The 18,155-nt window shown below is 72.7% G+C and carries 16 protein-coding genes; 8 read left to right on the top strand and 8 right to left on the bottom strand.

What is annotated here, in order from left to right; genetic code table 11:
* Nucleotides 1-24 precede the first annotated feature (24 nt).
* The gene (gene mug / locus QQM67_RS11910; protein WP_314173669.1) at nucleotides 25-627 is read left to right on the top strand and encodes a G/U mismatch-specific DNA glycosylase; all 603 of its coding nucleotides are present in this window, start codon (nucleotides 25-27) and stop codon (nucleotides 625-627) included.
* On the opposite strand, the gene QQM67_RS11905 is transcribed toward mug, so the two are convergent.
* Nucleotides 624-1,064, bottom strand: a complete 441-nt coding sequence (locus QQM67_RS11905) for a hypothetical protein (protein ID WP_314173668.1) — start codon at nucleotides 1,062-1,064, stop codon at nucleotides 624-626. The two genes, mug and QQM67_RS11905, sit on opposite strands and share 4 nt — an antisense overlap.
* A gap of 161 nt (nucleotides 1,065-1,225) precedes the next feature.
* Here QQM67_RS11905 and QQM67_RS11900 point away from each other — a divergent pair, with 161 nt between their 5' ends.
* Entirely contained in the window at nucleotides 1,226-2,389 is a 1,164-nt protein-coding gene (locus QQM67_RS11900) for an ROK family protein (protein WP_314173667.1), read from the top strand.
* A 22-nt stretch (nucleotides 2,390-2,411) separates the two neighbouring features.
* Here QQM67_RS11900 and QQM67_RS11895 read toward each other — a convergent pair whose 3' ends face one another.
* Nucleotides 2,412-3,224: a GntR family transcriptional regulator gene (locus tag QQM67_RS11895; RefSeq protein WP_314173666.1), complete on the bottom strand. Its 813-nt coding sequence runs from the start codon at nucleotides 3,222-3,224 to the stop codon at nucleotides 2,412-2,414.
* Between the two features lie 219 nt (nucleotides 3,225-3,443).
* Here QQM67_RS11895 and QQM67_RS11890 point away from each other — a divergent pair, with 219 nt between their 5' ends.
* Nucleotides 3,444-4,202 carry an SDR family oxidoreductase gene (locus QQM67_RS11890; protein WP_314173665.1) on the top strand — a complete coding sequence of 253 codons (759 nt, stop codon included), beginning with the start codon at nucleotides 3,444-3,446 and terminating at the stop codon, nucleotides 4,200-4,202.
* A gap of 76 nt (nucleotides 4,203-4,278) precedes the next feature.
* On the opposite strand, the gene QQM67_RS11885 is transcribed toward QQM67_RS11890, so the two are convergent.
* Entirely contained in the window at nucleotides 4,279-5,172 is an 894-nt protein-coding gene (locus QQM67_RS11885; protein WP_314173664.1) for an RNA polymerase sigma-70 factor, read from the bottom strand.
* Nucleotides 5,173-5,342: 170 nt separating this feature from the next.
* Here QQM67_RS11885 and QQM67_RS11880 point away from each other — a divergent pair, with 170 nt between their 5' ends.
* Nucleotides 5,343-6,215: an alpha/beta fold hydrolase gene (locus tag QQM67_RS11880; protein ID WP_314173663.1), complete on the top strand. Its 873-nt coding sequence runs from the start codon at nucleotides 5,343-5,345 to the stop codon at nucleotides 6,213-6,215.
* A 94-nt stretch (nucleotides 6,216-6,309) separates the two neighbouring features.
* Here QQM67_RS11880 and QQM67_RS11875 read toward each other — a convergent pair whose 3' ends face one another.
* From QQM67_RS11875 to QQM67_RS11860, 4 genes are all read right to left on the bottom strand, one after another.
* Nucleotides 6,310-7,356: a glutathione S-transferase family protein gene (locus QQM67_RS11875; RefSeq protein ID WP_314173662.1), complete on the bottom strand. Its 1,047-nt coding sequence runs from the start codon at nucleotides 7,354-7,356 to the stop codon at nucleotides 6,310-6,312.
* A 101-nt stretch (nucleotides 7,357-7,457) separates the two neighbouring features.
* Nucleotides 7,458-7,892 carry a VOC family protein gene (locus QQM67_RS11870; protein WP_314173661.1) on the bottom strand — a complete coding sequence of 145 codons (435 nt, stop codon included), beginning with the start codon at nucleotides 7,890-7,892 and terminating at the stop codon, nucleotides 7,458-7,460.
* Nucleotides 7,893-8,081: 189 nt separating this feature from the next.
* Complete coding sequence (locus QQM67_RS11865; RefSeq protein ID WP_314173660.1) at nucleotides 8,082-9,608, bottom strand: amino acid permease; 1,527 nt, start codon at nucleotides 9,606-9,608, stop codon at nucleotides 8,082-8,084.
* Nucleotides 9,609-9,721: 113 nt separating this feature from the next.
* On the bottom strand, nucleotides 9,722-10,741 hold the full coding sequence (locus QQM67_RS11860; RefSeq protein ID WP_314173659.1) for a hypothetical protein: 1,020 nt from the start codon (nucleotides 10,739-10,741) through the stop codon (nucleotides 9,722-9,724).
* 672 nt (nucleotides 10,742-11,413) lie between these two features.
* Between QQM67_RS11860 and QQM67_RS11855 the strand changes: the two genes are divergently transcribed.
* From QQM67_RS11855 to QQM67_RS11840, 4 genes are all read left to right on the top strand, one after another.
* A complete protein-coding gene (locus QQM67_RS11855; RefSeq protein ID WP_314173658.1) occupies nucleotides 11,414-13,012 on the top strand; it encodes an alkaline phosphatase D family protein in 1,599 nt (532 codons plus the stop codon).
* Between the two features lie 89 nt (nucleotides 13,013-13,101).
* Nucleotides 13,102-13,707 carry a DUF1990 family protein gene (locus QQM67_RS11850; RefSeq protein ID WP_314173657.1) on the top strand — a complete coding sequence of 202 codons (606 nt, stop codon included), beginning with the start codon at nucleotides 13,102-13,104 and terminating at the stop codon, nucleotides 13,705-13,707.
* A gap of 254 nt (nucleotides 13,708-13,961) precedes the next feature.
* Nucleotides 13,962-15,320 (top strand): GNAT family N-acetyltransferase, encoded by a 1,359-nt coding sequence (locus QQM67_RS11845; RefSeq protein WP_314173656.1) that lies wholly within the window; start codon nucleotides 13,962-13,964, stop codon nucleotides 15,318-15,320.
* Nucleotides 15,321-15,409: 89 nt separating this feature from the next.
* Nucleotides 15,410-17,113 (top strand): DUF885 domain-containing protein, encoded by a 1,704-nt coding sequence (locus QQM67_RS11840; RefSeq protein ID WP_314173655.1) that lies wholly within the window; start codon nucleotides 15,410-15,412, stop codon nucleotides 17,111-17,113.
* A gap of 181 nt (nucleotides 17,114-17,294) precedes the next feature.
* Here the strand turns inward: QQM67_RS11840 and QQM67_RS11835 are convergent, their stop codons facing one another.
* Nucleotides 17,295-18,125 carry an SDR family oxidoreductase gene (locus QQM67_RS11835; protein ID WP_314173654.1) on the bottom strand — a complete coding sequence of 277 codons (831 nt, stop codon included), beginning with the start codon at nucleotides 18,123-18,125 and terminating at the stop codon, nucleotides 17,295-17,297.
* Between the last annotated feature and the right edge of the window lie 30 nt (nucleotides 18,126-18,155).

Genomic DNA, 18,155 nt, shown 5'->3' with positions numbered 1-18,155 from the left:
GGCTCCCCCTCGGTTCGCCGGGAAGTGCCCCGCGGGGAGGAGCTGGAGGCCGCCCGCGGCAAGCTGGTCCCGGATGTGGCGGCGGAGGGGCTCCGTGTGCTGTTCTGCGGCATCAACCCCGGCCTGATGTCGGCGGCCACAGGGCACCACTTCGCCCGGCCCGGCAACAGGTTCTGGCCGGTGCTGCACGCCTCCGGGTTCACACCGCGACGCCTGCGGCCGGACGAGGAGCGCGAGTTGCTCTCGTACGGTCTGGGCATCACCAACGTCGTCCCGCGGGCCACCGCCCGCGCCGACGAGCTGAGCGACGAGGAGTACCGGGAGGGCGGACGGCAGCTGGCCCGGAAGGTCTCCCGGCTGCGGCCGGCGTGGCTGGCCGTGGTCGGCGTGACGGCCTACCGGACGGCCTTCGGCGAGCGCGGCGCTCAAGTCGGGCCACAGGAGCGGCTGTTCGGCACGACGCGGGTGTGGGTGCTGCCCAACCCGAGCGGTCTCAACGCGCACTGGACGCCGCAGGCGATGGCGGAGGAGTTCTCCCGCCTGCGGGATGCGGCGGACGCTCAGGGGACGGCGGAACGGCAGGCCGGGGCTACGGAGCCGCCGGCCGGCGCCGAACGCCCCGCCTAGGGCGGGTCGTTGACGGTGACGGCGGCGATCAGCTGGAACGGCAGCTCGCGGTCCTGCTGCGAGACGCCGACCGCTATCCACCGTCCCTCCGCCCGCCACAGCTCCACGTACGGAATGCCGGCGCTCATGCCCTGCCAGGGCTCCGGTATCTCCTCGCCCTCCGTACTGCGGATCAGGGCGCTGTTCAGGCTGAAGCGCTGCGGCTCGCCCCAGCGTCGGGTGAGCAGGGCGCTGAGCGCGCCGCACTCCGCCTCGTACTGCTCCTCGGCCGCGAGCCGCCCCGTACCGTCGTCCTCCCAGAACTCCTCGCTCGTGGACAGCTCCGCGAAGTGATAGCCGGGACCGCTGACCACACCGTCCTGTCTGCCGTGCCGTGCCGGGAAGGCACGGGCACGTAACAGCTCGATCGTGGCGAGGTGTCGGGCGAGATCGCACATGCTCCAAGTAAACCGTCCGGGGCCGACGATGGGCAGGTCACCGTACCTGCGTGCGACGGCACGGGGGCGCTCGCCGGTCGCACGCTGACGGGAACCCCGTACTCGCGGTAACCGCGGGTACCCGATACGATCCGGCCCAGGGCACAGGCAGGGAGGCGGACTTGGCGCGGCTCTCCGGCAGAGACCCTTCTCTGCTGCGACGTATCAACTCGACCGCCGTGCTGCGCGTGCTGCGCTCGGAGTTCGGCCGGGCGCCGCTGACTCTGACGGACCTCGCCCAGGCCACCGAGCTCTCCCGGCCCACCGTCGAGGGCGTGATCGAGGGACTCGTCGACGCGGGTCTCGCGGCGGAGGCGCAGGAAGCTCCGGGAGGCGGCGAGCACGCCGCGCGGCGCGGGCGTCCCGCGCGCCGGTTCCGCTTCCGCGCGGAGGCCGGCCACGCGATCGGCGTCGAGATCGGATCCCGTCGCATCGCCGCCGTGATCTCCGATCTCACGGGCGGGATCACCGGCAGGGTCACACACGACGTCGACGAGGAGGCACCGGCGGCGGAGCGGCTGCAACAGGCGCACAGCACCGTCTCCGAACTCATCAGCGTGAGCGAGGTGGGCTGCGAGTCGCTGCGGGCGGTGGGCGTGGGCACCCCCGGCGTCATAGAGGCCGACGGCACCGTGCGGCTGAGTACGGCGCTGCCCGGCTGGACCGGGCTGGCGCTCGGCGAGAAGCTGCGCGAGGCGGCCTTCGACTGCCCGGTGATCGTCGAGAACGACGCCAACGCCGGTGTCCTCGCGGAGCATTGGCAGGGCGCGGCGGCCGGCGCCGAGGACGCCGTCATGGTGCTGGTCGGGCTGAGCCCCGGGGCCGGTTCGCTGATCGGCGGCCGGCTGCACCGCGGCTTCGGCGGTGCGGCCGGGGAGATCGGCGCACTGCATCTCCTGGGACGCGAGGCCACCCCCGAGCGGCTGCTCTCCACCACGGGCGAGCCGCTGCACCCCCTGGACGAGACGGCCGTGGCACGGGTCTTCGCCCTGGCACGCGCGGGCGACGAGCGCGCCGAGCGGGCCATGGAGCGGTTCGTGCAGCGGCTCGTCCACGACGTGGCGGCGCTGGTGCTCGCCCTCGATCCGGAGCTGGTCGTCGTCGGCGGCTGGGCCTCGGGCCTGGACGACGTACTGGAGCCGCTGCGGGGCGAGTTGGAGCGCTACTGTCTGCGGCCGCCGCGCGTGGCCCTGTCGATGCTGGGCGAGGCGGCGGTGGCGACCGGCGCGCTGCGGCTCGCTCTCGACGAGGTCGAGAGCGAGCTGTTCAGCGTCAACGCCGACTGAAGAGTCAGATCCGGCTGAGCCGTCAGATACGGCTGAGCCGCGCTCCGGGGCGGTGCCGCCGGGGAGCCGACTCGTGCGCGGCGCCCTCGGAAGCGGCCCTGACCGGCTCGGGCACCCTGTCGCCGAAGGTGAGGCGGCAGGTGTCGGCGCGGTAGGTGGAGACCGCCACGGCCGCGGTGGTGCCGCCCTGCGCGACGTAGCGCGTGGTCACGACGAGCACCGGGGCTCCGGGCAGCCGGTCGAGCTGGCGTGCGTCGTCGGCGCGTGCCGAGCCGAGCTCCACCGTCCGCTCCTGGCCCGCCAGTTCGAGGCGTTGCAGCTCGCGCAGCACCTCACGGCCGCGCGCGGCGCCGCCGGCGGACGCCGAGGCGGGCAGCCCGGGAACCGAGGACTCCGGCACGTAGAGCAGCTCCGTCGCGACCGGCTGGCCGTGCGTCATGCGCGTACGGCGCACGGAGTGCACGGTCTCCCCCGTGTCCTGGCCGAGGAATTCGGCGACGTTGGCGGGCGGCGCGATCTCCTCGCTCTCGCCGGTCTGCCACGCGTCGTCGGGAGTGCCCGGCCAGCTCTGGTCGACCGACCCGACGTCCACGCCGAAGCGCGGCGGGGCGACGGTGGTGCCGACCCCGCGCCTGCGCTGGAGGCGGCCTTCGAGTTCGAGCTGTTCGAGCGCCTGCCGGAGGGTGGCGCGGGCGACGCCGAAGCGGGCCGCGAGTTCGCGCTCGTTGGGCAGGATCTCGCCGACCGCGAACTCGGAGTCCAGCGCGTCCGACAGCACGGTCTTCAAGTGCCAGTACTTCGGCTCCGGCACCGCGTCCAGCTGTGTGGTCCCCACTGTGGCTCCGCCTTCCCCTGCATTCGCTGCATCCGCCGGCCCCGTGTGGGCGGGCTTTGTGCGTGCTTGTTTTTTAAAGGTCCTTGCGTATGCCCCGACCCTAGGGCTGGCCTGCTGGTTGGTCAAGACCAATCTGCCTGGGGACAGGGCTGGCCGCCGACTGTCCCGGGTGACATGATCGATCATCGTTCAGAAAACCCGGACATCGGGGAGGTCCTCATGGCTGACACTCCGCGGATCACTGTGGTCACGGGCGCGAGCCGGGGCATCGGTGCGGCCGTCGCCGTCCGCCTCGGGCGCGACGGGCACCACATCGCCGTCGGATACGAGCGCGCCCGCGGCGCGGCCGAGGAGACCGCGCGCGCCGTTCGAGCCGAGGGCGTCCCAGCGCTGCCCGTACAGCTGGACACCAGCGTCGAGGAGGACGTGGACCGTCTGTTCGACACGGTGCGCGAGGAGTTGGGGCCCGTGACGGGGCTGGTGAACAACGCCGGAGTGACAGGCCCCCTGGGGCGCTTCACCGAGACGTCCCCGGACGTCATGCGCCGCGTCCTCGACGTGAACGTCCTCGGTGCGCTGCTGTGCGCGCGGCGCGCGCTGCGGGAGATGTCGACCGCGCACGGCGGCGCGGGCGGCTGCCTGGTGAACATCTCCTCCGGGGCCGCCACCCTGGGCGCCCCGGGCGAGTACGTGCACTACGCGGCGTCGAAGGCCGCCGTCGACGCGATGACGGCCGGCCTCGCCAAGGAGTTCGGAGGGGAGGGCGTACGGGTCAACTCGGTGCAGCCGGGCGCCGTCCTCACTGGGATGCACGCCACGATGGGCGACCCGGACAGGCCGTGGAAGAAGGCGGAGGCGGCGATCCCGATGCGCCGCCCCGGCGAGCCGGAGGAGATCGCCGCGGCAGTGGCGTGGCTGATGTCGGACGAGGCGTCGTTCACGAACGGCGCCGTGCTGCGGGTCGCCGGCGGGGCCTGAACGGCGGCGCGCTCACGGGCTCCGCTGCCCCCCTTCAACCGCGTACGGCCCGTGTCGGCCGCCCCGTCAGCTCCCCTCAACTGGCCCGCAGGTGGCCGATCTTGTCCGGGTTGGCCAGCAGATAGACGCACTGGATGCGACCGTCGGCCACGTCGAGGAGCATCACGGCCGCGGGCTCGCCGTCGCGCGAACCCACCATGGCGGGCGCGCCGTTGAGCTCGGTGAGCGCGAACCGGAGGTCCGCCGCGCCCTGTTGGGCGATGCCCGCCATGAAACGGCCCACCTTGTCGGCCGTGGTGATGGTGCGCAGGGGGGCCTTGGCCTTGCCGCCGCCGTCGCCGACGAGGCGGGCGTCGGGTGCGAGCAGGGAGAGCAGCCCGTCGATGTCCCCGCGGGAGGCGGCGTCGAGGAAGCGACGGGTCAGCTCGCGCTGCTGCGCCGGGTCGACCTGGTAGCGGGGGGTGCGCTCGGCGACGTGTGTCCGGGCGCGCGCGGCGAGCTGCCGTACGGCCGCTGTGCTGCGGTCCAGCGCGGCGGCGATCTCCTCGTGCGGGAAGCCGAAGGCCTCGCGGAGCACGAAGACCGCGCGCTCCAGCGGCGAGAGGGACTCCAGCACCACGAGGACGGCGAGGGAGACGGACTCCGCCAGCATCACGCGCTCGGCGCCGTCCGGAACCGGCTCGGTGCGGACGTCGGTGGGCAGCGGTTCTGGCAGCCACGGGCCGACGTAGGTCTCGCGGCGCGACTGCGCGGAGCGCAGCCGGTCCAGGGCGAGGCGAGTGGTGGCACGTACGAGGAACGCCCGGGGCTGCCGCACCTCCGCGCGGTCCGCCGAGGCCCAGCGCAGCCAGGTGTCCTGGACGACGTCCTCGGCGTCGGCGACCCGGCCCAGCATGCGGTAGGCCACGCCCAGCAGGACCGGCCGGTGCTCTTCGAAGACCGCGGTCCCGTCGCTCTCTTCGGCGTCCACGCGCCCATGATGTCACCTGGTCCGGGACGGCCTTCACCCGGTACGTCCGTGTGTGGCCGCCCCAGGAGTCTTCCGTGACCGGCGACTTGCTGACATTGTGTCTACGAACGGGTGGGCCCCGCACAGGCCGTCCGGTGTCCGACGTACGAGAAGACCACCAGGAGTGGACCATGACCGCCGTCACCTCCCCCCACACGCCGGTGCCCGTCACCGAGTCCTTCGTGCATGTCTCCCCCGAGGGCAGGCCGGACTTCGACCTCGCCTACGAACGGCGCGGCAGCGGCGAACCGGTCGTCCTGCTGCACGGCATCGGGCACCACTGGCAGGCGTGGGAGCCCGTGCTCAGCGTGCTGTCCGCCTCCTGCGAGGTGATCGCGATCGACCTGCCGGGCTTCGGTGCCTCACCGCAGCTGCCCGACGGTGTCTCGTACGAACTGGACAGCGTCATACCGCTGTTGAGCGAGGCGTTCACCGCGCTGGGGCTGGAGCGCCCGCACGTGGTGGGCAACTCGCTGGGCGGGCTGCTCGCGCTGGAACTGGCCCTGCACGGGCACGCCCGGTCGGTCACGGCCCTCTCTCCCGCCGGATTCTGGAACGGGGCGGAGCGGCGCTACGCGTACGCCGTGCTGATGGGCATGCGCGCCGGTGCCAAGGGCATTCCGGACGGGCTCCTCCAGCGGATCGCGCGCAGCGCGGCCGGACGGGCGGCGCTCACCAGCACCATCTACGCCCGGCCCGGGCGCCGCTCGCCCGAGGCGGTCGTGGCCGAGACCCGCTCGATGCGTGCGGCCACCGGGTTCGCGCCGACGCTCAAGGTGGGGCGGAGTCCGAATGTGATCTTCGACCAGGACATCCCCGATGTGCCGGTCACGATCGGCTGGGGCGAGAAGGACCGGCTGCTGCTGCGCCGGCAGGGCACGCGCGCGAAGAAGGCGATCCCCGGGGCGCGTCTGGTTCCGCTGCCCGGCTGCGGCCATGTGCCGATGAACGACGATCCCGCCCTGGTGGCACGCGTGGTGCTGGAGACGGTGCGGGCCGTCTGACAGGTGAGGGCGGCGCTGGGCGGCGGGCCGAGGTGATGGCCGTTCCGGCGCCGGCTCGGGGCCCGGCGGGTGTGCCGGGCCCCGCACGCCGTCGTCAGGGCCTGTGCCCGGCGGGCACCTCTTCCCCCGCGGGCACGGAACCCGGCGGTGTGCCATCCCCGAAGGGACGCCCGCCCAGCTGCTCGCGGTGGTGCGGCGTCAGCCAGCCCGCGAGATCCGGGCCCGCGGGGACGATGGCCGTCGGGTTGATGCCGGTGTGCACCTGGTAGTAGTGCCGCTTGATGTGGTCGAAGTCGACCGTGTCGCCGAAGCCGGGGGTCTGGTAGAGGTCCCGGGCGTACGCCCACAGGACGGGGTCCTCGGTGAGCTTGGAGCGGTTGCATTTGAAGTGGCCGTGGTAGACGGCGTCGAAGCGGACGAGGGTCGTGAACAGGCGGATGTCGGCCTCGGTGATGGTCTCCCCCACCAGGTAGCGGCGGGAGACGAGCCGTTCGGAGACCAGGTCGAGGCGGCGGAAGACGTCGCCGTAGGCCGCCTCGTACTCCCCCTGGCTCGTCGCGAATCCCGCGCGGTAGACGCCGTTGTTCAGATCGCGGTAGATCCCGTCCATCACCTCGTCGATCTCGTCGCGCAGCGCGGCCGGGTACAGGTCCGGGGCGCCGGCGCGGTGCAGCCCGCTCCACTCCGTGGCCAGATCCAGGGTCAGCTGCTGGTAGTCGTTGGTGACCAGCCGCCCGCTGGGGACGTCGACGACGGCGGGGACGCTGACGCCGCCGGGGTACTCCTTCTCGCGTGCGTCGTACGCCTCGTGGAGGTAGCGGATGCCCAGGACCGGGTCACGGTCTCCGGGGTCGAGCGTGAAGCGCCAACTGCGGTCGTCCTGAAGGGGATCGGTGACGGCGAGCGACAGCGCGTCCTCCAGGCCCAGCAGCCGGCGTGAGATCGCCGCGCGGCTCGCCCACGGGCAGGCCCTGCTGATGACGAGCCGGTAGCGGCCCGGCTCGACGGGCCAGCCGTCGGCGCCGTCGGCGGTGATCCGGTCCGCGAAGTGGCTCTTGGACCGTTTGAAGGGCTTCTTGCCCAATGAAGTGTTGCTCCGGGCCGTGTCGCCGTTGGTGCTCGCCTCGCCGCTGCGGCTCAATGTGCGTTTCCTTCCGTCTCGGTCTCCGGTGATCCTTTACCCCGGCGCGGGCGAACACACCGCCGCAGGGCCGGGCGTTCACGGACGCGGGCGGCGGCGCTTCAGCCCGTACGGTCGTTGGACCAGCCGCGGGTCGAGAGCACCAGGCGGTAGCCGTCCGGGTCCTGCACCGTCACACCCCAGGTGTCCCAGTACGGGTTGCGGGCGGGCACGCGGGTTCCTCCGCACTCCTCCAGACGCTCGACGAGGCCGTCCGGCACCGGGCCGTCCAGATAGACCACCAGCAGGTCCTCGTCCGTCGGGGCGGGTGCCACCGGGGCGTGCGGATCGAGGGCGAGCTCCAGATGCCAGGACGCGTCGCGCCAGCCGGCCATCAACAGGGCGTACCGGCCGGCGTCTTCGCCGGGCCGCGGCGGCGTCGCCGGCGGGGCGGCGCGGTGGAGTACGTCCATGCCGAGCCCGTCGGCCCAGAAGCGCTCGGCGGCGGCGAGGTCCTTCGACGGACGTGCGACGCGGATGTGGTGACGGCCGTGCACGGCGGCTCCCTGGCTCTTCGGTGATGGCGGCGGTCGCCGCCGGGGGGGCGGCACACCGGCACCGTAGGCGCAGGGTCCGGCCTGGGCATCGGGCGCCGGTTCGAGGAGACCTCGGACGGTGGACCGGGGACCGGCGACCGCGCCGGGCGGTGCCCGTGCATCCGGGCACCTGCTCCGCGCTCGTTCCCGTCAGACGATCTCGTCGCTCATCTCGGCGAGCTCGCGGTCGCCGCTGCCGCTGCTGAAGGTCGGCGTCGTGTACGTGCCGCGCCCGGCGACCGCCCACCACAGCGACGCCAGCCCCAGCACGCAGACCAGCGCGATGGGCGCGTAGTTGAAGGAGTCCACGTCGACCGGGCTGGTCTGCGGGAGGCAGAAGAGCACGCTGACGAAGGCCACCCACACCACCGCCGTCCAGCCGATCGGGACGCTCCAGCGGCCGAGGTTCCACTTGCCCTGCCGGAAGCGCTCCTTGTACCGCAGCCGCAGGAAGACCGGGATGACGTAGGCCGGGGTGATGCCGATCACGGCGATGGCGGTCACGGCGGCGTACGCCGCCTTGCTGTAGAGCGCGGGGAGTGCGAGCAGCGCGGCCACGACGACGGTCAGCAGGACGGCGCGGGCGGGTGTTCCGTTGCGGGCGCTGACGCGCCGCCACTGGGCGGAGAAGGGCAGCGCACCGTCGCGGGAGAAGGCGAAGACCATGCGGCTGGTGGCGGCGACCTCGGCGTTGCCGCAGAAGAGCTGCGCGACGATCACGATGAGCAGCAGCAGCTTCGCACCGGTCAGGCCCACGGCGTCGAGGAAGATCTGCGCGGGCGGCACGCCGGTGGCGCTGTTCTGGGTGCCCGCGTAGTCCTGGATGGCGAAGGTGACGCCCGCCAGCAGGACGAAGCCCGCGACCCACGACCATCCCACGGCGCGGACGATGCCGCTCGCGGCGCTGACCTCGGCGTCGGTGGTCTCCTCGGACAGATGGGCGCTGGCGTCGTATCCGGTGAAGGTGTACTGCGCGAGCAGCAGCCCGATCATCACCACGTACAGCGAACTCGACCATCCGGTGTCGTTGACGAACTCCCCGAACACCCAGGACGTGGCGCGGTGTTCGGACGGTACGAACCACAGCGCCGCGACGATGACGGCGACGCCCGCGAAGTGCCACCACACGCTCACGGAGTTCATGAGGCTGACCAGCCGTACACCGAAGAGGTTCAGCGTCGCGTGCAGCACCAGGATGCACAGGAAGATCACCATCACGACGCCGGGCGTCGGGTCCAGGCCCCACTGGAGGTTGAGCAGCGCACCGGTGAACATGGCCGCGCCGTAGTCGATGCCTGCGAGCGTGCCGAGCAGCCCCAGGAGATTCAGCCACCCCGTGTACCAGCCCCACCGGCGGCCACCGAGCTGGTCGGCCATGTAGTACAGCGCTCCGGAGGTGGGATAGGCGCTGGTGACCTCGGCGAGCGCGGCTCCGACGAACATCACCATGAGCCCGACCAGCACCCAGCCCCACAGCATGACCGCCGGCCCGCCGGTGGTCAGCCCGAAGCCGTACAGCGTCATGCATCCGGAGAGGACGGAGATGACGGAGAAGCTGATGGCGAAGTTGCCGAAGGGACCCATGCGCCGGATCAGCACTGGGTGGTAGCCCAGATCGCGCAGCTTGGCATCGTCGTCGATCCGGTCGTCACGACGCTGCCGGACGGTGGGGCTCAACTGAACCTCCTGGGTGGTACGAGGGGACGGAAGCGGGGGCGTGAGGGATGTGGACGGTCCCGGACTGGCCGGGCGGCGGGGAGACGGATGCGGCGGCGGCGCGGGTGGGGAGGTCAGCTGTCCGCCGCGAAGGCTTCTTCGCGTGCCCGGCAGTACTCCGCCCTGGCCGATTCGGGACGTTCGGGATCCTCGGCGACCTGGAGCCAGGGCTGCTGCGTGAAGTACGGGCCCAGCGCGGCGAAGACACGCGCCGCGTCGGCCGCGCGGTCACCGGCCCACAGGGCGTGCGCCAGGTGGTTGAGGTCCAGGACGGACTGGCTGGTGGGGTCGGTGTGGTCGAACCAGCCGTGCAGCGCGGTACGGGCGTCGAGCGCGATGGGGTCGTGCGCCCACTGCTGCCGCAGCAGCGGATCGTTCCGTCCTTCGGCGATCTGGCGCCGGTACTGCTCGACGTAGGCGTAGAGCGGGAGCGCCAGCAGCGCCGAGCCGGCCGGGGCCCACGAGGAGACCCAGCGCACGAAGTCGACCGCGGAGGCTCGCGTGGAGAGGCTTCCCTCGGAGTGCGAGTGCAGGAAGTGCAGCATGCGGTGGTGCGCCTCGCGGTTGTATCTGTCGCGTTCGTAGACCCGGTAGAGCAGCCCCCACGGGCCCGGCGGCAGCATCGGCTCCGCGGCGCGCTCGCGGTGCTCACCGCGCTCCTGGCGCTCGTCGAGGCGGGCCAGCGCGAGGAGGCACACCCACGGCACCGGGTCGGCGGGGAGTGCTTCGGCGGCGGCCTGGCACTCCTGACGCGCCGTCTTCTCCAACTCCCCCGCGCTGTGGTGGTGTTCACGACGGCCGCGGAACGCGCGCTCCACCGCCACCCGCGCGAGCATCATCTGCGCGTCGGGGCTGCGGGGGTCCTCCTGCAACCAGGCCTCCACCACCTGCGAACCCGCCGCCACGACGCCCAGCACCTGCGAGCGGGCCGTGCGCAACCCCCATGAGGTGCCCGTACGTTCGAGCAGCAGGCGCATGGCCATCCAGCGGCCCGCCCTCAACTCCTCCAGGGCGCCCCGCAGTTCGTTGTCGAAGCCGGCCGGGCTGTAGACGGGGCGGATCCCGCGCCCATGGCCCCCGGTCGTCCGCCGCATCAGCCGTGCTCCGTGCCCGCCCGGCGCGACGGTGAACGGCGCGGCACGCGGAGGGGCGAGAGCGGCGGGGGGTGCGGCATCACAGCGGTTCCTCAAGGACAGGCGCGGGGACCGCGGCAGCCTCCCGACGGTGCACGCCGCGCGAACGGGAATGCGTGACCACGTGTCCCGGATTCATCACCGAACCTAACTCTTCGGAGGTCACGAGCCGACACTGGGGAATGTGACGGTCCTGCGCCGAAAGCCCGCGACCGGAAGGGGATTTGGTGTTCTGGCCGCTTCTGCTGCCCTGTGCGCCGGGCTTCATTCCCGCTGCGGCCCGCGGGCGGAGTCAGGGTGTGCGGTCACGGGCGTCGTGCGCACGCGAAGCCGCACCGACGCCCCAGGTCAGGAAGCATGGAGAGAGCTTGAGGGCAGAGGGGTCGGCCGTCAAGCCTCCGGCAGCGACGCTTCCCTGTGGCAGTCGGGCCCGCGGGACGGACCGGGCGAACGCGGAACCCTTTCTGCCGTCGCGGCGTCGGTGTTCACTGAGTCCGGTGTTCACCGCCGCGCTCGCCGAGGTGTCGCGTGCACCGCTCACGAGGCGGTGGTACGTATCGCCCCGGACGCCCGTACCGCACTGCTCCGTCCATCCGGCCTGCTCCGTCCACCCGCGATCCAGGAGGCACGTCCATGGCGCACGAGGACCCCATCTCCCGCACCACCGGCGGCACGGCACCGGGACGGCGAGCGATGCTCCGCGGCTCAATCGCCGCGTCGGCCGCGCTGTCGCTCCCCGCGCTGTCGGGGGCGGCCCCGTCGCAGGCGCTCGCCGGACGCCCGCAGGCGAAGTGGGGCGTACAGGCGGGCGATGTGACGACGTCTTCGGGTCTGGTGTGGGTACGGTCCGACCGCCGCGCGCGGATGCTCGTGGAGACCTCCGCGACGGAGACCTTCCGCGGCGCGCGCCGCTGGCACGGTCCCGTCGTGGGGCCGGACACGGACTACACCGGCGTCACGACGGTGCGCGGGCTCCCCGCCGGCGAGCAGGTCTTCTACCGCGTCACGCTCGCGGACCCCGACGACCCGCGGCGCACGGGGAAGCCCGTGAGCGGGACGTTCCGCACCGCGCCGGACGGGCGGCGGCAGAGCGTGCGCTTCCTGTGGTCCGGCGACCTCGCGGGGCAGGGCTGGGGTATCAACCCCGACCGGGGCGGCTACCGGATCTTCGAGGAGATGCGGAACCTGGACCCGGACTTCTTCCTCAACAGCGGCGACACCATCTACGCGGACGCGCCCATCCAGGAGAAGGTCGAGCTTCCGGACGGCGGCGTGTGGCGCAACGTCACCACGGAGGAGAAGTCCAAGGTCGCCGAGACCCTCGCCGAATTCCGCGGCAACTTCCGCTACAACCTGCTGGATGAGAACCTGCGGCGCTTCCAGGCCCAGGTGCCCTCCATCGTCCAGTGGGACGACCACGAGGTGCTCAACAACTGGTATCCGGGCGAGATCCTGGACGACGACCGCTACGAGGTGAAGGACGTCGACACCCTCGCCGCCCGCTCGCTGCGTGCCTTCGCCGAGTACCACCCGATGACGACGCTGCCGGCCGGGGACCAGGACGGACGCGTCTACCGCGTCGTCCACCACGGCCCCCTGCTGGACGTCTTCGCCCTCGACATGCGCACGTACCGCAACGCCAACTCCCCCGGCACGCAGCAGCACGATCCCCAAGGCATCCTGGGCGAGGCCCAGTTGACGTGGCTGAAGAAGGCGCTGTCGCGCTCCCGCGCCGTGTGGAAGGTGATCGCGGCGGACATGCCGCTGGGCCTCGCGGTGCCGGACGGCAAGACCGACTTCGAGGGCGTGGCGCAGACCGACCCGGGCGCGCCTCTCGGACGGGAGCTCCAGATCGCCGAGCTGCTGCGGCACATCAAGCGCCGGCGCATCACCGGCACGGTGTGGTTCACCACGGACGTGCACTACACCTCGGCCCAGCACTACGACCCGTCACGGGCGGCGTTCAAGGACTTCGAGCCGTTCTGGGAGTTCGTCTCGGGGCCGCTGAACGCGGGCGGCTTCCCGGCACTCAAACTGGACGGCACGTTCGGGCCGTCGCAGCCCTTCGTCAAGGCGCCGCAGAAGGCCAACACGCCGCCGAGCGACGGGGGTCAGTACTTCGGTCAGGTCGACATCGACGGCGGCAGCGGCGAGTTGACCGTACGGCTGAGGGAGCAGGGCGGCGAGGTGCTGTACACGAAGGTGCTCCAGCCGGGCCGGGTCGGCCAGTGAGCCGCTGGCCGGTGAACGCCGGGCCCGTGAGCCGGAGCCCGTCGGCAGGGCACATGTGAGCAGGAGCAGGTGAGCAGGGGGTGGGCGCCGTGACCGGCAGCGCGGAACAGTTCAACTACCCGGGTGTCGGCGCCACTTCGCACGGCCCGGAGGTGTGGCCGGCGGGCTTCCGCCGGCTGCGCGTGAGCAGCCGGGTGGGCGACGGCGACGAGGACTTCGCCGTCGCGGCGGACGCGGTGATGACGTGGCGGCTGCACCGGGCCGCGGGGGTGCGCTTCGTCACGGACGCGCGCCGGGCGGCGCCCGAGGCGGTGGTCGTCGTCGGCCTGGGCATCGGGCGGCTGCGCTCGCGCGCACCGTGCCGCGTGGTGTGGACCCTGGACCGGCCGCGCCGCACGGGATGGGCGTACGGGACGCTGCCGGGTCATCCGGTGCGCGGCGAGGAGGCGTTCGTCGTCGTCCAGGACGAGGACGGCTCGGTCCGCCTGGAGGTGCTCGCCTTCAGCCGCCCGGCCGCCTGGTTCACGGTGGCGGCGGGCCCTGTGCTGCCGGTCTTCCAGCGCTGGTACGCCCGCAGGTGCGGGCGGGTGCTGCGGCGGCTCGTACGGGAGAGCCGGGCCGCCGCCGGACGGGGCGAAGGCGCCTTCGGCGGCGGCACGGGTGAAAGCGGTACCGAGCGGACAGAACATCCTTAACTCATCGGTCACAAGGCGTTCTTGATCGGGCAATGCCGGTGCGTGAGGGTGGTGGCATGACTGACATGTCACAGAACGAGCAGCCTGGCCGGCAGGGACTCCGAAGCCTCCTCTCGGGCGGCCTCGGCAGCTGCCGGTGGCTGCTCCGCCGACACCGACCGCAGTCAGGATCGCTGCACACGGGGGCCGACGCCGCGTCCGGCTCGACGTCCGAGGCGAAGTCCCGAGCAACGGGGGCGACTTCGCTGTGGCGCATGCGCACCACGGTGCCCGACGAGCCGGGCATGCTCGCGCGGCTGTGCGGGGCGTTCGCCCGGGAGGGGGTGGACATCGTCTCGTTGCAGACCTATCCCCTCGGGCTTCGCCCTGGGGAGACCCCAAGCCTCGGGCTTCGCCCCGGGGAGACCCCAAGCCTCGGGCTTCGCCCCGGGGAGACCCCAAGCCTCGGGCTTCGCCCCGGGGAGAGTGACCGTACGGAGAACGGGGACGGCAGCCGGACGGAGAACGGCACCGAGACGGCGAACGGGGGCGCTACGGGGAGCGCGGAGGCCGCGGACGCCGGGCAGGTGCCCGCAGGCGTCCTGCCCACGGGCGAGGAGGCCCTGGACGAGTTCGTGCTGCGCGCACCGGGGGAACTGGACGCCGACGCACTCGTACGGATCGTGAACGACGCGGGCGGAAGCCGCACTTGGGCCGAGCGCGCCGACGCGCACGACCTCGTGGACTCCCCGACCCGCGTGCTGCGCCTGGCCGCCCGTACGGCCCTCGACAGTGCCGAACTGCCGCTCGCGCTGCGGCAGTTGCTCGGCCGCTGCACCGTGCGCTCCGTGCCGCCGGTCTCGCCGTACTCCGGCGTGCGGTCGTTGCTGGAGGTGCCGCCGGAGGGCGTGTGCGAGGAGACCGTGCTGCGCCTGCCCGACCCGGCCGGGGGTGTCATCGTCATCGAGCGGCCCCAACTGCCCTTCACACCGGCAGAGTTCGCACGGGCCGGCGCCCTGGTGGAGCTGGACCGCGTGCTGGGCGCGGGCGCCCGCGTGCCCCGCTCCCCCGACAGGCTGACGCTGCCCGACGGCCTGCCGGTCACGGTGCGCCGGGCGGACACCAGCGATCTCCAGGCAGCGCTGGACATGCACGAGCGGTGCTCGAAGGAGACGCTGGCCCAGCGGTACCACGGGCCCGTCAGCGAGGCCCACCGCTATCTGCGGCATCTGCTCTCGCCGCGCTTCGGCCAGACCCTGGCCGCCCGTACGGCGTCGGGGAAGCTCGTGGCGCTCGGGCATCTGCTGTGGGACGGCGACGAGACCGAGGTCGCCCTCATCGTCGAGGACGACTGGCAGCACCGGGGCATCGGCAGCGAACTGCTGCGCCGCCTGGCCCGGTTGGCCCGCGAGGCCGGTTCCACGGACGTCTACGCCGTCACCCAGGCGTCCAACACGGCCATGGTCGCGGCGATGCGCAAGCTGGGCACGCCGCTCGACCACCAGGTCGAGGACCGTACGCTCGTGATCACCGCCCGGCTGACCGGTGCCGGGGCACCCGCCCGCGCGGCTTCCGCTTCGGGTTCCGCTTCCGCACCGGCCGCCGCGTCGTCCGCCTCCGACGGCCGGAACTGAGCCGGCCCCGGCAGGGCGGGCGGGCACCCGGGCCCCCGGCACAGTTGATGCTGATGACGCCGGGGGCCCGCGCGTACCAGGATGGGAGCATGTCCGATCCCATGAACCCCACCCCCCTGCCGCGACAGGTGGCCGACGCCTACGTCGACGCCCTCGTCGAACTCGACCCGATCACCGGCACGTACCTCGGAGTGCCCCAGAGCCACAGCCGTCTCCCCGACTTCTCGCCCGCGGGTCAGGAGGCGCTCGCGGAGCTGAGCCGCTCGACGCTGCGGCGGCTGGCCGAAGCCGAGGAGCGGCCCGGAGCCGACAGCGACGCGGAACGGCGCTGCGCCCGCCTGCTGCGGGAGCGGCTGACGGCGGAACTGGCGGTGCACGACGCCCAGGAAGGGCTGCGTGCCGTCAGCAACCTCCACTCCCCCGTTCACGCGGTGCGGGGGATCTTCACGGTCATGCCGTCCGAGACGCTGGAGGACTGGACAGCCGTCGCCGAGCGGCTGCGCGCCGTCCCCGACGCGCTGGACGGCTACCGGGAATCGCTCGCGGCCGGGCTGGAGAAGGGCCTCCATGCGGGGCCCCGGCAGGTCTCCACCGTCATCGGGCAGTTGGACGAGTGGGTCGGCGACGGCGAGGACGGCGACGGCAAGGGCTGGTTCGCGGCGTTCGCGGCCGAGGGCCCCGACGCGCTCACCGAGATCCTCGCGTCGGCCGCCGCGGACGCGACCGGCGCCGTGCGCCGGCTGCGCGACTGGCTGCGCGAGGTGTACGAGCCGGGCGTCGCGGGATCGCCGGAGACAGTGGGCCGCGAGCGCTACGCACGCTGGGCCCGCTACTGGAACGGCGCCGATCTGGATCTGGACGAGGCGTACGCGTACGGCTGGTCCGAATTCCACCGTCTGCTGGGCGAGATGCGCGTCGAGGCGGAGAAGATCCTGCCGGGCGCGGCCACGCCGTGGGAGGCACTGCGTCACCTCGACACGGAGGGCGAGGCCGTCGAGGGAGTCGACGAGGTCCGCGAGTGGCTCCAGGGGCTCATGGACGAGGCCATCGACAAGCTCGACGGCACGCACTTCGAACTGGCCGAGCGGGTACGGCGCGTGGAGTCCCGCATCGCTCCCCCGGGCAGCGCGGCCGCTCCGTACTACACGCAGCCGTCGCTGGACTTCTCCCGGCCGGGCCGCACGTGGCTGCCCACGATGGGAGAGACCCGCTTCCCCGTCTACGACCTGGTCTCCACCTGGTACCACGAGGGCGTGCCCGGCCATCACCTCCAGCTGGCGCAGTGGGCGCACGTCGCCGACGAACTCTCCCGCTACCAGACGACGGTGGGCATGGTCAGCGCCAACGCCGAGGGCTGGGCGCTGTACGCGGAGCGGCTCATGGACGAACTCGGGTTCCTCGCCAACGCCGAGCAGCGGCTGGGCTATCTGGACGCGCAGATGATGCGGGCGACACGCGTCATCGTCGACATCGGCATGCACCTCCAGCTGCGGATTCCCGACGACTCTCCCTACCATCCCGGCGAGCGGTGGACGCCCGAGCTCGCGCAGGAGTTCTTCGGGATGCACAGCGGGCGCCCGGCGGACTTCGTGGAGAGCGAGCTGGTGCGCTATCTGGGCATGCCCGGTCAGGCGATCGGCTACAAGCTGGGCGAGCGCGCCTGGCTGACCGGCCGCGAGGCGGCACGCGAGGCGCACGGCGAGGAGTTCGACCCGAAGAAGTGGCACATGGCGGCGCTGTCGCAGGGGTCGCTCGGGCTGGACGACCTCGTCTCGGAGCTGTCCGCGCTCTGAGCGGCGATCCGCTCCCTCGGGGACGGAAGCGTAACTGAACGCGCGGTGTGCGACGGCCGGTTGAGGCGGTCGCACACCGCGCGTACGTCATGAGAGTCGGGTCTATGGAGCGACTTGGCGACAAATCGGCCCGTCGACTGGTCGGTTCATTGACCACTCCCCCCTCGGCCACCGCGCTCGATCAACGGGCGAAGCCGTTCTCGGAGTTGATGACCTCGCCGGTGATCCACGCCGCCTCGTCCGTGGTGAGCCAGGAGACGAGCCGGGCGGGATCGTCGGGCACGGCCCAGCGGCCGCCCGGGAAGAGCGCGGCCACCGCGGCGTGGTCCTCGCCGTCCCGGTAACCGGTGTCCACGGGGCCGGGGTTGACCGCGTTCACCGTGATGCGGGGCGCCAGCGCGGTGGCGAGCGTGCGTACGGACGAGGCCAGGGCGCCCTTGGCGAGGCCGTAGCAGATCTCTTCGGGCATGCCGCCGCGCACGTCCTGCCCCGAGGTCATCACCACGACCCGTCCGCTGGGGGCGTCGTCGGGGCGGGGCAGGCGGGCGAACGCCTGGATCAGCAGGATCACGGAGCGCGTGTTCACAGCCCAGTGGGCGTCGAGCATCTCCGCGTCGACGGAGTCCAGCGGGCCGTCGCTGCCGCTGAGGGCGTGGTTGGCGACGAGGATGTCGAGGCCGCCGCCGCCCAGCGCCTCCGACGCCCGGGCGATCAGGCGTGCCGGTGCGTCCGGCTCGGTCAGATCTCCGGGGCCGTGGGCCACGGTCGCGCCGGGTGCGGCGCTCTCCCGCACGGTGTCGGCCAGCGCTCCGGGACCGTCGGGGTCGGTGCCCCAGGGCTGTGCGGAGTCGTGCGGGCGGTGGTGGTGCGTATAGACGCTCGCGCCGTACGCGGCCAGGCGGCGGGCGACGGCATGGCCGATGCCGGCGCGGCGGCTCGCGCCGGTGACGAGTGCGGTGCGGCCGCGCAGCGGCAGCGGATCACGGTGGAGCGGCGGGGAGGAGTTAGGCATGCGGGACAGCGTGGTGTGCCGCCCCCTCGG

The organism is Streptomyces winkii, from assembly GCF_032248595.1.
Classification (GTDB): domain Bacteria; phylum Actinomycetota; class Actinomycetes; order Streptomycetales; family Streptomycetaceae; genus Streptomyces; species Streptomyces winkii.
The sequence above is the reverse complement of the archived record's forward strand: the minus strand, read 5'-3'. Positions and strand labels throughout refer to the sequence as shown.